Annotated in this window: 10 protein-coding genes; 3 read left to right on the top strand and 7 right to left on the bottom strand. The window is 62.2% G+C overall.

What is annotated here, in order from left to right:
* Positions 1–8: 8 nt before the first annotated feature.
* The 6 genes from D0550_RS15965 to D0550_RS15940 all read right to left on the bottom strand — a co-directional run bounded on the left by D0550_RS15965 (position 9) and on the right by D0550_RS15940 (position 9,018).
* Entirely contained in the window at positions 9–1,166 is a 1,158-nt protein-coding gene (locus D0550_RS15965) for a dipeptidase (protein WP_116810181.1), read from the bottom strand.
* A gap of 21 nt (positions 1,167–1,187) precedes the next feature.
* Positions 1,188–3,122: a serine hydrolase domain-containing protein gene (locus D0550_RS15960; RefSeq protein ID WP_161965856.1), complete on the bottom strand. Its 1,935-nt coding sequence runs from the start codon at positions 3,120–3,122 to the stop codon at positions 1,188–1,190.
* Between the two features lie 6 nt (positions 3,123–3,128).
* Positions 3,129–4,679, bottom strand: a complete 1,551-nt coding sequence (locus D0550_RS15955) for an alpha/beta hydrolase family protein (protein ID WP_116810179.1) — start codon at positions 4,677–4,679, stop codon at positions 3,129–3,131.
* Between the two features lie 25 nt (positions 4,680–4,704).
* Positions 4,705–7,323, bottom strand: a complete 2,619-nt coding sequence (locus D0550_RS15950; RefSeq protein WP_116810178.1) for a TonB-dependent receptor — start codon at positions 7,321–7,323, stop codon at positions 4,705–4,707.
* Between the two features lie 100 nt (positions 7,324–7,423).
* Entirely contained in the window at positions 7,424–8,506 is a 1,083-nt protein-coding gene (locus tag D0550_RS15945; protein WP_116810177.1) for a FecR family protein, read from the bottom strand.
* An 8-nt stretch (positions 8,507–8,514) separates the two neighbouring features.
* Positions 8,515–9,018, bottom strand: a complete 504-nt coding sequence (locus D0550_RS15940; protein ID WP_116810176.1) for an RNA polymerase sigma factor — start codon at positions 9,016–9,018, stop codon at positions 8,515–8,517.
* Positions 9,019–9,294: 276 nt separating this feature from the next.
* On the opposite strand from D0550_RS15940, the gene D0550_RS15935 reads away from it, so the two are divergent.
* The 3 genes from D0550_RS15935 to D0550_RS15925 all read left to right on the top strand — a co-directional run bounded on the left by D0550_RS15935 (position 9,295) and on the right by D0550_RS15925 (position 13,370).
* Positions 9,295–10,263 (top strand): helix-turn-helix domain-containing protein, encoded by a 969-nt coding sequence (locus tag D0550_RS15935; RefSeq protein ID WP_116810175.1) that lies wholly within the window; start codon positions 9,295–9,297, stop codon positions 10,261–10,263.
* Positions 10,263–11,369 (top strand): serine hydrolase domain-containing protein, encoded by a 1,107-nt coding sequence (locus tag D0550_RS15930; protein ID WP_206606322.1) that lies wholly within the window; start codon positions 10,263–10,265, stop codon positions 11,367–11,369. Before D0550_RS15935 ends, D0550_RS15930 begins: the two co-directional genes overlap by 1 nt.
* 84 nt (positions 11,370–11,453) lie before the next feature.
* Positions 11,454–13,370, top strand: coding sequence for a TonB-dependent receptor domain-containing protein (locus tag D0550_RS15925; RefSeq protein WP_153067199.1), 1,917 nt, complete (start codon positions 11,454–11,456; stop codon positions 13,368–13,370).
* Between the two features lie 7 nt (positions 13,371–13,377).
* Here the strand turns inward: D0550_RS15925 and D0550_RS15920 are convergent, their stop codons facing one another.
* Positions 13,378–15,066 carry an AMP-binding protein gene (locus D0550_RS15920; protein WP_116810173.1) on the bottom strand — a complete coding sequence of 563 codons (1,689 nt, stop codon included), beginning with the start codon at positions 15,064–15,066 and terminating at the stop codon, positions 13,378–13,380.
* Between the last annotated feature and the right edge of the window lie 4 nt (positions 15,067–15,070).

The following is a 15,070-nucleotide window of genomic DNA, read 5'->3' as shown; positions in this document are numbered from 1 at the left end:
GCACGCACTCAGCCGCGCCAGATCTCCCCGAGCACGCGACGGAAATTACCGCCGAGCACGGCGCGAATCTGTGCGTCGCTGTAGCCTCGCCGGATCAGTCCCTCGACCAGATCGAACATCTTCTTCGGATGGTCGAGACCGGGGATGTCCACCCGGTCCCGGAAGCCATAGCTGGACTTGTTGCGTCCCTTCAGCCACTCCAGCAGTGGCGCAGGCAGAGCATCGTAACCGTGCAGATCCATATCGCTGCCGATACCGACGTGCTCGATCCCTGCGACGCTCACGACATGGTCGATGTGATCGATGTAGTCGTCCAACGTCACCGGCTCCCGCGCCGACACAAAGTTGCGCAAAGCTGCGATTCCCATGACGCCGCCACGCCGCGCCATGGCCTTGATGGCCTCGTCAGTCTTGCAACGTGGATGGCCGGGCACCAGCGCCCGGCAATTGGAATGCGTAATCAGCACTGGCTGGGTCGAGAGCTCGAATGCGTCCAGCGTCGTACGGTCGCCGCAATGTGAGACGTCCACAGCCATGCCAACCTCGTTCATGGCCGCGACGATGCCCGCACCGAAGTCACTGATCCCGCCATCCACGCGCTCGGTGCCGCCAGAACCGATGAGATTCTGGGCGTTGTAGGTGAGCTGTGAAACGCGCTGACCCAGTTGATGAAAGCGCTCGACATCCTCGGTATTGCGAAAGTGCTCGGAGTTCTGCACTCCGGGAATGAGGCCGAGCCGACCTTCGCTACGCACTCGTTCCAGGTCCGCCGCCGAATCGACGCGTATCAGCAGATCGGGAAACTCGGCAACGAGCCCGTTGCAGGCAGCCATATACGCAAGCACACCGGCGTGCGCCGTCGCCCCAGAGATGCCAGTGGCAGGATGAAAGACGTCGATGCCCGACTCCTTGAGGGCGAGCAACTCCGCACGATCGAATAGCAACGCATTGCCGCCAGTGGTCGCCGCCGTAAACACCTTCTCCAGACTCAACAGCGAGAGCATGTCGATGAGCAGCGAATCGTTGACGAGATCGATCGCCCTGGTGGAATAGGTGATCGAGCTGCCGGCGAACGCCTGGCAGCGGCCACGATTGATGAAAGGTGCACCCAGGCTCAGGCCACCGACAGCCAACAATGATTTCAGAATCCGGCGTCGCGAAGACATCGTGCATCACTCCCGCTGGAATCAACCGAAGTAGCGCGGACCCAGCAGGTTCCAGTACCAATAGAACCAGCACATGCACAGGCAACTCAGCATCACCGCGCTGTAGCGAATCCGTTCCCACCAGCCCGACAGCGTCCCATGCCGCCACGCAAGCGTCGTTTGCCACAACATGAGCAGCGCGGTGATAACGACAAGAAACGGAGCCCACATGAAAATGCGAAACGCAGTGGAGAACTCGGCGTATTCATTCAGCAGCACTTTGGGCAGCACCGTCGCGCCAAATCCCAGCACAGCGAGATTGACGGCGGCACAGGCCAGCGCGATGCGACGTGCGCGCCTGTCTGCCACCACGGCCGGCCGTTGATAAATACGGCGCCCAAGCGCGCCGAGCAGGACTGCGACGAAGATGGCAGTCGACACAGACACGAGGTTCTTGCTGAAGCGCCCTGTCTGATGAAGTGCCGCCTTGTAGCTCGACGTGTAGGGCCGACCGTCGAGTGCCAGCCCGGTAATGTTGCCGCCGGCATCTTCCTGGAACGCCATCAGGCGCGGCCGGGACGCGGCCACGCCGTAGACGATGTCCGGACTCTGTTCCTTGAACAAATTGTGCTCGACTTCGACATAGCGCTTGGCGCCGGTGTCGGCCACCAGCAGCAGCGTGCGATCGGGCATCGGCACCACGCGCAAACCGTTGGACACCAGCTCACGGACCTTCTCGAACTTTGAAAAGCTGGCCCGCCACGGCAGATAGGTGCCCGCGAATCGCTCGGCGCGGCTGCCAAAATCCTCCGGCGCGATCGGGGTCGGTTCCAGCGCGGCCGGATAGTACTGATCGTAGAAGGCCTGCGAGAACGCCGCGTTCACCACCGCTCCGCCGAAGGCGGCAAACGAGGTGAAGAACGCCAGATCGTGCTGCCGATCGATGACCAGATCGGAGTGAAAGAACGGCATGGCACCGGCATGCCCCCAGACCCGCGTGCCGTTGATGTCTTTCTCGTAGAACCCGAGCCCCATGCCCATGAGACGCTCGTCCTGAGCGAACACACGAGTGAGCATCTGTTCGACGGTGTCTCGTTGCAAAATCCGCTGACCCTCGAGCTCGCCGCCGTTGAGGATGGCCTGCGCGAATCTGGCCATATCCGTGGCTGTCGTGGAGAGCGCACCGGCAGGACCGAAGGCCGAGATCAGCTCGAAGTAACCCCGTTGATAGCGTCCTTGCGCCGCCATGTAGGGTTGCGTCATGTCCGCCACCAGAGATTCGGGCAATGGCTCATCGAACGTCGAATGTTCCATGCGCAGGACGTCGAAAATGTGGCGCGCGACGTATTCGTTGTAGCTCATTCCAGAAACGTTCGCGACGATGAGCCCCGCGAGCGCGGTCGCATAGTTGGAATAGGACGTCTGCACTCCGGGTGGATTGACTCGCATGGGCTGGTATCGCCGCATGGCTTCCGCCAACGGCACCAGCCGCTGCACTTTATCGACGACCAGATAGCCGACGCGGCCATCTTCGAAACCCGCGGTATGCGTCATGATATGGCGCAGCGTGATCGGCTGGCCGAACGCCGCGTCGATCTCGAAATCCCGCAGGTAGCTGTTGATGTCCCGATCCAGATCCAGCTTGCCCTGCTCCACCAGCTGCATGACCGACACCCAGGTGAACACCTTGGAGACCGAGCCAGCACGAAACAGACTGCGCGCCGGATCGACAGGAATGCGCCGCTCGACATCCTGAAATCCATAGCCCTTGGCGAGCACCAGCCGCCCGTTCTTCACGATGGCGAGGGTGCCTGCCGGACTGTTGTGATTCTTCATCAGCGGCCGAATCGCACCGTCGACGAACGCTTCCAGCGCGCTCGCATCGGCTGGCGCCTCCGGCGCGGACGAGGCCAAGACACTGGTTGAACCAGTGACGTTCAGGAGCGCGGCGAGAATCAAAGCGGCAGTTTGTCGCACGACCATTTACTCGACTGAATGTGCGCGGCCATCGCGCTGACCGAATTCCAAAACGCCGGCACGCTGGCCCAGCATCCCGTCCAACGCCGGCTCGCGAGCGCCGCGCAACGTCCGATTGAAAAATGCCAGCACGGCATCGTCGAGCAGCTCGCGCATCGTGTCCGGCTCGATGTCACCCAGCACGCCAGCCTTGCGCAGGTAACTGGAAACCACGGCGAAGTCGCTGAAATTCAAATGACTCGCGCCCGCGATCGTCATGAAGTACGCCAGATCGCCGGCGCGGCGATAGGCAAAATCGTTCATTCGGAATGGCACCGCGGCGTGCGCGTCTACGCGTTGATCCGCGTAGATGAACATGAACGGACGCTGGATATGGATGCTGGTGCCGGCCGCGCCGTAGTGCAGCCCGTCCATGTTGAGCCCAGCCTTGCAACGCGCATCCTGCTCGCAGAACTGTCCGGCCACCGCCCCACCCAACGACATGCCGAAGACACCGACCCGATCCAGGTCCACTCGGGGGATGAAACGATCGATGGTGCGACCGCCGTTGACTTGGCCTCGCGCCAGCTCGTTGAGCAGGAAAGTTGTGTCATCGACCCACAGCTGCACGCCTCTGTTCGCACCGCCTGATGTCGAGATCAGCTGGTCGATCAGCAGCAGATATTCTTTATAGTCGGGCGCACGCAGCGCCTGATAGAACAGGCGCTGCTGCCTGCCGATCTGCTCCGCATCGAGCGGCCCCTGCCAGTCCTCCCGATACTTTGCGACGCGTCCATCCGGAAATCTCACCGCCGACGCCTGATAGGGATGATCGATGGCGAAGACTACGTAACCGTGGCTCGCCAGATGCTCCATCAACAACCCGTTCTGGCCGGCATACAGAGAATTGCCGTGAGAAAAGATCAGTACAGGGAAACGCTGTTGCGCATCGGCCAGCGGAGCGTCGAGATAGCTGTGACTGCGAACGCGCTGCAAATGACCGAGCATGTAGGGCTTGAGAAACGGCGCACCTCGCGACAGGATGCTGTAGAGGGGCTCGACCTCGCGAAGGAACGGCTCCGGCACAGCATCATCTGGAACTCGCGCGGGATACCACACTCTCACCATCAGCTCGCGGCGATCGTCGGGATCTGACGTCATGGTTTCGGCACGAGACGCGTCGATCAGATGCAGATCGGCGATGCCCACGCCGTGCGGTCCCGACGGCTTCGGCGGCTGAAAACTTGGAAACATCAGCACAGGCACGAGCGCAGCCGTCAACAGGACGAGGACTGACAGCGCGCTGATCGACGCGATGAATGTGTGTCGCCAGCTACGCCTGGCCGGCGGAGCGTTGCTCCGCCAGCGCAGGTATGTCACCGCCAGCGTGAGCGATGCAAGCACGCAGACAGGAACGATCTGCCACCGCAGATTGCCTAGAGCAACATCGATGATCGCGATGATGGCACCCGCCACCGCGCATCTGAACGCCCAGATGCGCAGCGGTCGGCGCGGCAACCAGCTCAGGATCACCGCGCTGACCAGAGCGGCGAACAGCACCATTTCCAGCAAGGCCATCACCTTGGCTCCGATCGGTCGGACGCTATTCGAAGCTCACACGCAAGGTGACGCCCACGGTGCGTGGCACGACCGGCACGGCCAGTGACGAGGCGGTGGCGTTCGGAGTGAACGTGCTGTACGCATACTCGTTGAGCACATTCTTGACGTACAGCGACGCCTGGTAGCGGTCGGTCAGGATGCCAGCCTGCAGATCGAGAACGCTGAAGTCATCCGCGAGATAACGCGGATTGGAGGTGCCGTGATACACGCCGTTGCGGTCAGTGAAACCGGAGAAGCCATACGGAATCTTGCCGGTGTAGTTCCAGGTGCCGCCGAAATAAGCCGGCAGCGCGCCGAGCATGAAATCGTAGTTGAGTCCCAGCGCGCCGGCCCACTCAGGGCTGTTGGGCAGCTGTGTCCCCTTGGCACCGCCGAGATCGGGCTCGTCCACCTCCAGCTTGGCATCGATGTGTGAGATCGTGGCCGTGAGCTTCAGCGCATCGCTCGCCCTGAAGCTCAACGCGGCTTCGGCCCCCCGGCTCGAGCTCTTCTCGGCATTGGCGGCGACGCCCAGGCCGCCGCGATTGACGCCGATCTGATAATCCTTCCAATCGATGAAGAACGCCGCCAGATCGTAGTTGAAGCGGCCGCCGAACAAGCTGCCTTTGACGCCAGCCTCGTAACTCCACAGCTCATCGGGTCGATAGGCACGCTCCGACAGCAACTCCCCGGTCACCGGATTGGTCACGAGGAAATTGGCACCGCCGGGGCGATAGCCACTGGCCGCGCGCGCATACAATGAGACGTGCTCGGTGGGACGGTAGCGAACATTGAGCAGATAGGTGGTGATCTGGTCCTCGATGGCATTGAGCGGGATCGCCTGGATCAGCAACGACCCGTTGTTGTCGAGCGCCAGCGAGCTCTCGGTTTCGCTGTGACGAATGCCGACGCTCATGTCCACAGCGGGCGTGAAGTAATAAGTCACCGTGCCGAATGCAGCGGTTTCCCGGTAGTCCGAGGGAAAGTTCGCATAGTAGAAGGTCGGCTCGGCGGGCACGAACACCAGATCCTGAATGTTGAAGCCCTGCTCTTTTGCATAGTAGCCACCCACGATCCACTCGAACTTGCCGTTCGAGGCCGACGTGAGCCGCAACTCCTGAACCACCTTGTCCCAGCCGAGCGCGCCATCGAGCGTCGATGACAGATGCGGCGCCCGCTGCGGAAACAGCTGATCGGCCAGGCCGACGAACTGCACTGTGAAGTCCAGCAGCTGCACCCGCTCCTGCTCCTGGTAGCTGCTCACGGACGTGAGCGTCGCCGGACCGAAATCGTACTCGGCCGTGAGACCGAACAATGTCGATTCGAAGATGCTGGGGTTGAGCGTGCGTTCGCCGGTGGCGAGGCGACCGTGGATGGGCACACCTTGTCTCACGCCCGGCGCCGGGAAATTGTCCCTGCCGTTCACCTCGATGGTCGCCAGCCCCTCCTGTTCGGAGTTCTGATACATCACCAGCGCTTTGAGGGTGAGATTCTCGATCGGCGCAGCGAACAGACTCAACGAGCCGCCGTAGTATTCGGAATCGTCCCAGCGGTGGCCGCGCGTCACGTTGTCAATGAAGCCGGTCTTCTCCTTCCAGAACCCGGACACGCCGATGGCGAGCTTGTCCTCGACGATCGGGCCATTGGCGGCAATGCGATACAGCTGGTTGAGTCCGCCGCCGCGCGTGGTGGAAAGATCCGTCGATGTGCTCGCCGACCAACGCTGCAGGGACGGATTGCGAGTCTTGAACTGCAACACGCCGCCCATCGCACTGGCGCCATACAGTGTGCCTTGCGGCCCTTTCAGCACGTTGACGTATTCCAGATCGAGCAGCGTTCCGTCCACTGGCGCTCCACCGCCCGCGTAGCGCGTCGATGAGTTGTATGGGATATCGTCGACGTACGTCCCGACACCCGCGACCACGGTGGCATTGATACCGCGGATATAAACATCGTTGAAGAAGTTCGCGCCGGTCTGCGCCACCGTGACGCCCGGCACGAAAGTCATCAATTCGGGCAGCGACGTCTTGCCGCCGCGCGCCAGCTCTTCCTGATCGATGACAGTGACGGCCACCGCCACGTCCTGGAGATTTTCCTCGCGACGCGAAGCCGTGACACGCACTTCCTCGATCACCCGCTCATCGAGCGCAACCTGCTGCGTGCCGCTCGACGCCGCATTCGTGCTGTCCGCCTGAGCCAGGCGAATCGCCCCCCGGAAGGATTGCTTGTGCCGCGAACGGCCCAGCTCCGAACCGGAGATATTGGAGTTGAAGCCTGCGCCGGTCGTCTTGGAAGTGGTTTCTGTTTCGCCGCGAATAGCGACCATCCGTTCGTTCACGAAGGTGTACGTGAGCCCGGTATCGCGCAGCAGAGCCTGCAGCGTCTGCTCCGCAGAGAGCCCCGCGTCGGCGCCTTTGGACAAACGACCATCCGCGAGATCGGCGCGATAGATCACCTGCAGATTGGAGATCTGCGCGAATGTATCGAGCGCGTCGGCGAGCGGCTGCGGCGGCAGCGCGCGAGGCAATCCTTCGGCCACTGCGAAAGCGCTGGAGAGTACGGCGATGGAACTCAGAGCGATAGAACTGCGCACGACGTTACGAATGATGCGGCGACTCGACACAGGCCCTCCCAATCGCGACAGACGTCGCTGTTGTTTTGTTGGAGGCTATGAGTGAGCCGCGTCGATCTTCGGGTACCTCCGCAAATGCAATGTCAGCCAATCACAGCGGCGCATGAGCGGATGGCAACGACAGCCGGATGCTGTCGCCATCGCGTTCGACATTCACCTTCTCGAACCGCGCGAAGTATTCGAGCAGCGAATTCAGATCGCTGGAATCGAATGTGCCGCTGATGAGCAGGCCGGCCAGTTGCGGCGTCTCGATACGAATCGGTGTGCGATGGTAACGATTGAACTCCGCAACCACGACGGCGAGCGGCTCCTCTCGGAACACCAGTCGCCGATTGGTCCATTGCGCCACACGCTCGATCGGCGGGCCGGCAGCGGGCACGATCTCGCCCGTCAGATTGACCGCGGCCTGCTGTCCTGCCTTGAGTTCGATATGTGCAATGTCACCCGGGGAGGCTCGCGGCGCTTCAAACTCGCGCACCAGCACGTGGCCTTCGAGCACCGCGACTGCCGTCCGCTCCGACTCCGCACGCACGTTGAAGATCGTACCCAATGCACGGATGGTGGCCTGCGGCGTCGCTACGATGAACGGCCGTTGCGGATCCTTCGCGACCTTGAAACGCGCTTCGCCTCGCACCAGCCGCAGCCTGCGTTCCTGTCCCTCGAGATCCACCCGCAGCTCGGAGTCGGTGTTGATGTCCACGATCGAACCGTCGGACAGCGTAATACTGCGTTGTTCTCCGATCGCGGTTCGAATGACGTTGGGATTCATCCAACCATCGACGCGCAGCCACGTAATCGTGGTCAGGGCCACCAGCACGACCGCAGCCACCGCGCCGAAACGAGACTTACGAGATGCGTAAGCGCGACGCCCTTCACCTTCGTCGACCTTCGGCATCTGGCGCACGGCATCCAGCGCGATCACATTGTCCGCACCAGAACGAAGCAATACGGAGGCGACCAGCTGCTCCGCATCGAACCGACTGGCGCTGGCGTGCTGAGTTTCGCCCCAGATGTGGCTGATCGCCAGAAATTCCTCGACGTGATCGGGCGAACGCAGCAGCCATTCGACGAACTCGGCGCGCAGCGCCGCCGACAACTCAGCCTCCTGCAAGCGGACGATCCAGTCCGACGCTTCGGCGGCGATCTGCTCTTTCAATTGTGTGTCCTTGTCCATGGCCTTCCCTATATGAGATCGCGCAGCTGACTGCGACAGTGGCGCAAGCCCGTGGCCAGATATTTCTTGACCATGCTGGATGAAATGTGAAGACGCTGGGCGATCTCGTCGTAGGTCATGCCGTCGCGACGGTGCAGGATCACCACGGCGCGGCAGTTCGGCGTCAATTCCGCCAGCGCGTCGTCGATGCGGGCACGCAGCGTCATCGCCTCGGCCGTCGACTCCACCGGCAGCTCATCCCCGTCCCGCTCCTGAGTCCAGCGCGTCAGCCGGGCGTCATCCGCGCGGCGTTTGAGTTCGAATTCGTGTACGAGGTTGGCGGCCAAACGATAGATGTATGGCTGCGGATCGCGGATCAACTCCTTGCGATCCAGGCGGAGCAGCCGGACGTAGGCCTCCTGCGCGACATCGCGCGCGTCGGCCCGATTCCGCACGCGCCTTCCCAGAAAGCGCAGGAAATCGGCGCCAAACGTGGTGGCAAACCGCTGGACCAGCGGGTCTGGCTTCGGCATGCGTCAGAGGGCTCCAGTCATGGCTAGCTTCGGGTCGGCGCCGGGAAATCGACCCGGACATGCCTAAGAGGGAGCCGAGGCGTTTTTCGGGTACCTGGGCGGATTCTACGTGCTGGTTGCAGGCCGCGATGAATTCGCGGCTCTGCTCTCGCCACAGCGGCGCTCTCTGCCATTGAAGTGGCAGATCCTGCCAATTCGCAGAGCCCCGACCGCCGGCCGGCCCGAATCGCAACGGCCTTTCTTGATAGCCCGGGCGGGCTGAGCTATTAAAGTGCGATGTCACTATCCCTGGTTCGTGATGACGCGCATCGCGTAGCGGTGCTTGCGTACGAGAAACTGTGTCTGTTCGAGTTCGCCACCGTGCTGGACCTCCTGCGTGATCGCGGGTCGCAGTCGCCGCCCGGCTGGTACCAGCTCTCGACTGTCAGCTTGGAAGGCGCCTTCATCAGCTCGGACTGCCAGGTGCCGGTGCAGGTTGCGACCGATCCGGAACTATTACTCGCCGCCGATACCATCGTCGTTCCGGGCTGGCGCATGGGGCCAGTACCGGACTCCATCCGATGCTTGCTACAACAGGCTCATCGCCAGGGTGCGAGGGTAGTCTCGATCTGCACGGGAGCTTTCGTGCTTGCCGCCGCCGGGTTGCTCGAAGGTCGGCGCGCGACGACGCACTGGAAGTACGCGGGTGAACTCTCCGCCCTGCACCCGGATGTATCCATCGATCCGTCGGTGCTGTACATCGACGAAGGTGACGTGCTCACGTCGGCGGGCGCATCGGCCGGCATCGACATGCTGCTGCACATGATTCGGAAGGACTTTGGTTCCGCGGTCAGCAATGTTGTCGCTCGCATGATGGTGACACCGCCGCATCGTGAGGGTCGACAGGCCCAGCTGGTGGAAGCACCCGTACCACCGCAGCCGCGCAATCTTTTCGCCAATGTCATCGAGCACCTGCGTCGCCACCCAGGCGAGGAGCATTCGATCGAATCGCTTGCGCAGATGGCTGCGATGAGCCCTCGCACGTTCTTCCGTCGGTTTCGTGCCGTCACCGGGCATACACCGCATGACTGGATGATGATGGAGCGCACGCGCCTGGCGAAGACGATGCTGGAAGAGACGGATCTGAGCGTCGCGACGATCGCCGAAACGATGGGCTTCAACGCCGTCGATACCTTCCGTCACCACTTTCGGCGACTGGTCGGAACGACGCCCAGCCGCTTTCGGAGCACGAGGACGAGACTTTGATGTTCAAGTTGATGAGTATGCTGGCGCTGTGCACCTCGCTGGGCACATTGCCGCCGGACCAACAGCAACCGACGCTGCAATCGCAGGTGGCCAGCCAGCCAGTACCGATGGCCATATACGTCACCGGCGCCGGAATGCCTCAGCCCGCAGCGGCAGCGACAGGATTGGCGGATCCCACCAGTGGACGTGCCTTGACCGTGGATACGCCGCTGCGCATTGCTTCGAACACCAAGACCTTCGTCGCCGCGACGGTGTTGCGATTGCATGAGCAGAATCGCATCGATCTGGACGCCGCCATCGGCCCGTTGCTCGACCCGACCCTGGCCCGTCTGCTCAAGGAAGATGGGTTCAAGCCCGACGTCATTACCGTGCGCCAACTGCTTTCACACAGCGCAGGACTCTACGATCACGGCGGCGATCCGCGCTTCATCGCCGCCGTGATGAATGACCCGAGCCACGTCTGGACACCCAGGGAACTGGTGCAATTGTCCATGACGTACGCGGATCCGCAGGCGGCGCCCGGCGTCGAGTTCAGGTACTCCGACACCGGCTACATTCTGCTTGGCGATATCATCGAGCGTTTGACACAACAACCGCTGGCCACGGTTGTGCGCCAGTCGTTGCGCTTCGATGCGCTGGGGTTGAAGAGCACCTGGTGGGAAGTCGTCGAGCAGCAACCCAAAGGCGCGCAGGCGCGGGCTCGGCAGTTCCTGGATGAGCGCGATGCCACCGACGTGCACGCATCCTTCGATCTGTTTGGTGGCGGCGGCCTGCTGATGTCGACCCGCGATCTGGCAACGTTCATGGCTGCACTTTTCGAAGATCGCGTGTTCGATCGCAAAGAGACGTTGCAAATCATGTTGCAGCAAGGGCCGCATCGCGGTGCTGAAGGCTATCGGATCGGCATGATCGTCAAGCAGGTCGCGGGACGCGAGATCTACTTTCATAGCGGCTTCTGGGGCACGGTCGTTTACTACGACCCGGCGAGCAAAACCGCCGTGGCGGGCATGACCCCACGGCGAACCGCTTTCCGAAGCAACGTGACACCGCTGGTGGAGTCCGTACTCGGCTTGCAGCAGCCAGGCTCGGATTGCACCGAAGGCTGACGCTGCGCACCGACTGGCACGAGTTGCGGCCCGTCTGTCGCTGCTGACGCTGGCGGACGGGCCGCCGGCAAATAAGCTGGGTGGATGTCAAATCCTGCCCAGCGCCTCATCGCATCGCTTGTTATAGCGTTCTCGACATTGACACATGTCGCCGATTCCTATGCGCAGCGCAGTCAGGAATCGGCGATCACCGCTGCCGAAGACTCCTTCGGTTTGACTGTCGGCGCGGAGAGCATCGGGCTCTACAATTCGAACAGCGTGCGTGGTTTCAGTCCGGCGGTAGCTGCGAATGTACGACTGGACGGACTGTATATGGATGTCGACGCTTCGCCGTCCTCACGGGTCTCGACGGGCTCGACCATTCGCGCCGGCATCAACGCCATCGCTTATTTGTTTCCTGCGCCCACCGGCGTGCTCGACTATGACTTGATCGACCCGTCGCCGGGCTCGCTGCTGAGCGTGCGGACCGGCATCGATCACTATCTCTCCCCTTTCCTGCAAATGGACTATGCGCTAGGCACGGACACCTGGAGTCAATCGACAGGCGCGCAGTGGCGACCGGACGGCCACGATCAGAAAGGCAACGCGCAGCGTTCGTGGGAAGTGGGCACGATACAACGGTGGCGACCGACCGAGGCGCTGGAATTCACCGCCTTTCATCAGCACAGCGAGCTCACCAGGCAGGTCGAGCCGTACTTCTTCTTTGCCGCGGACGCATTGCCCCCCAAGCCGCCGCGCAATCGACTCCTTGGCCAGAGCTGGTCGAGCTACGACTACGATCTATCGCTGAGCGGCCTGACTGCCGCGGCCAGGCTGAGCGAGCAATGGCGACTCAGCGCCGGGGTTTTCTATTCGCACTATCTGATCAATGACGACATGTCCGAGCTGATAACCGATGTCGACGCGAGCGGCACCGGCGACCGCACGGCATTGTTGTCCGCCAATCAACGCTTCCTGAAAACATCCGGCGAGATCCGCTTGCTGCGCGCGTGGAGCTCGGCTGCTCTGACGCATGAGGTCGCGATCGCGGTCCGGGGGCGCCGCACCGATAGCAGATATGGCGGATACGTCGAGATTCCGCTGGGACGCACGACGATCGCCACGCCCGGAGCCGCGCCCCGCCCCGCTGTGACGTTCGATGAGCCGCTCACCGCCGACAACATCGAACAAACAAATGTCGGCATTGGTTATCGAGGGTCGTGGGAACGGCGCATCGCGCTGACCGTCGGCCTGCAAAGAGTTCGCTATGACAAGTCGGCCGGCACCGGCGCGGAGATCGAGTCCGGCTCCGCCCGTCCCACGCTCTACGACGCATCGCTCTCGTGGCGAGCAACGCCGGGCCTCGTTCTGTACGCGAGCGTGGCACGCGGGCTCGAAGACAGTGGCGTCGCTCCGACCAATGCCCTCAATCGAGGAGAGATTCTTCCCGCCATTCTCACCCGTCAACGCGAAATTGGCGGGCGCACGGAATGGCGAAACGCGCGCCTGACTGCCGCAGTCTTCGACATCGAGAAGCCGTACGCCGGCTTGCTCGCCGATGGGCGCTTCCTATTTGCGGGCACCGTGCGACACACCGGCGCCGAGCTTTCGGTGTCCGGCTCGACGCAATCGGGGCTGTCGTATCTGTTCGGCGGCTTGCTGCTCGATGCGCAGATCGACGAGCATGGCGTCGCCACGCGCCGGCCGGTGTCTATTGCGCCTTGGGCGCTGACGAGCAACATCGATTACGCACCCAGCGCCTGGCATGGCTGGAGTGTGGACATCGGCGGCAACGCGCTTGGTCCGCGGCACATACGACGTGACAGCAGCTTCGAGCTGCCGGAGCGCATCACCTTCGATGTCGGTGCGCGCTATCGCTTCAAATTGACCGGCCACCAAGCGGAACTGCGCGCGCAGATCACCAATGTCACGGATGAGTTCAACTGGAGCGTGGACGGCGGCGAATCGCTCTATTACGAGCCCGCGCGCAGCATGAGATTGTATTTCACAGTCGACCTGTGACCGATCGCTAACGACGCTTCGGCACGAAGTCCTCTTCCCAGAACTCGCCCGTGGCACGCGCATCGCTGGAACGTTGCACGTGCTCCGCAGTACGTAACTCGCCGCGACGAATCTTCCCTGAGATGGTCTTGGGCAGTGCTGCGAACTGCAAGCGACGGATCCGCTTGTAAGGAGACACGCGAGCGCGCACATGTTCAAAGATCGAACGTGCAGTGTCCGCATCAGGCAAAGCGGCCGCACTGAGCACGATGAAGGCCTTGGGCACCGACAGTCGAGTCGGATCCGGACTCGGCACCACCGCCGCCTCGGCCACCGCCTGGTGTTCGATGAGCACACTTTCCAGCTCGAACGGACTGATTCGATAGTCGGACGATTTGAACACATCGTCCATGCGCCCGACGTAGGTCAGATAGCCCGCTGAATCGCGGCTCGCCACGTCGCCGGTGCGATAGTAGCCATCGCGCATGACTGTGTCGGTCCGCTCCGGATCGTCCAGATACTGCTGCATCAATCCCACCGGACGTTGCGACAGGTCGATGCAGATCTCACCTTCGTCGCCCATGCGCCCGTCGGCATCGATGAGCTCGATTCGATAACCGGGCAATGGCAATCCCATGGAACCCGGCTTGAGCGACAAGCCTGGGGAGTTGCCGATCTGCGCGGTCGTCTCGGTCTGACCATAGCCGTCCCGAATCGTGACACCCCACGCCTCCCTGACGGCCGCGATCACTTCCGGATTCAGCGGCTCGCCCGCGCTCACTGCCTCGCGTAGCGCCGGCCGCCAGCGCTTGAGATCTTGTTGAATGAGCATGCGCCAAACGGTCGGCGGCGCACAGAACACCGTCACACCGCAGCGCTCGATGACATTCAACAGTGCGACCGGATCGAAGCGCTCATATTGATAGGCAAGCACCGTGCCCTGGGCATTCCACGGCGCAAAGAAACAGGACCACGCGTGCTTCGCCCAACCCGGTGAGCTCAAATTCAAATGTACGTCGCCCGGCTTCAGCCCGAGCCAATACATCGTCGAGAGATGGCCCACCGGATAGCTGGTATGCGTGTGTGCCACGAGCTTGGGCTTCGCCGTCGTACCCGACGTGAAGTACAGCAGCAACAGATCGTCAGCACGGGTGGGCGCGGCGTCGCTCTGCGTCGGATGCGAAAACGTCGCGTCGTAGTCAAGCCAGCCTTGCACCGGCGGTCCAACGACGACTTGCACAGCTATCGTGCCCAGCTTCGCGAAGCGATCTGCGAGATGCGAATGCGTAATCACAGCCTTGACGCGGCCACGCTCGATTCGATCTTCGAGATCGGCGCCGTCCAGCAACGTAGTCGCCGGAATCATCACCGCCCCCAGCTTGATTACCGCCAGCATCGTCTCCCACAAAGGCACGACGTTGCCGAGCATGATCAGCACGCGATCGCCTTGCCCCACTCCTTGCGCCTGCAAGAAATTGGCGACTTGATTGCAACGCAGATGGAGCGCTTCGTACGAGTACGCTTCGTCGCGTCCTGCATCGTCCACGACGCGGAGCGCCGCCTGAGCATTGCCAACGGCGATTGGATCGAAGTAGTCGGCCACCCAGTTGAAGTGGGTGAACGTCGGTCGCCGCCACGCGCGACACGCGGCTACCTGATCTTCTCTAGCGACCAACAGGGCGTCGCGGGCGGCAATGAACTCTTGCGTTGCTGACATGGGC

It is taken from the genome of Steroidobacter cummioxidans (assembly GCF_003104955.1).
The sequence above is the reverse complement of the archived record's forward strand: the minus strand, read 5'-3'. Positions and strand labels throughout refer to the sequence as shown.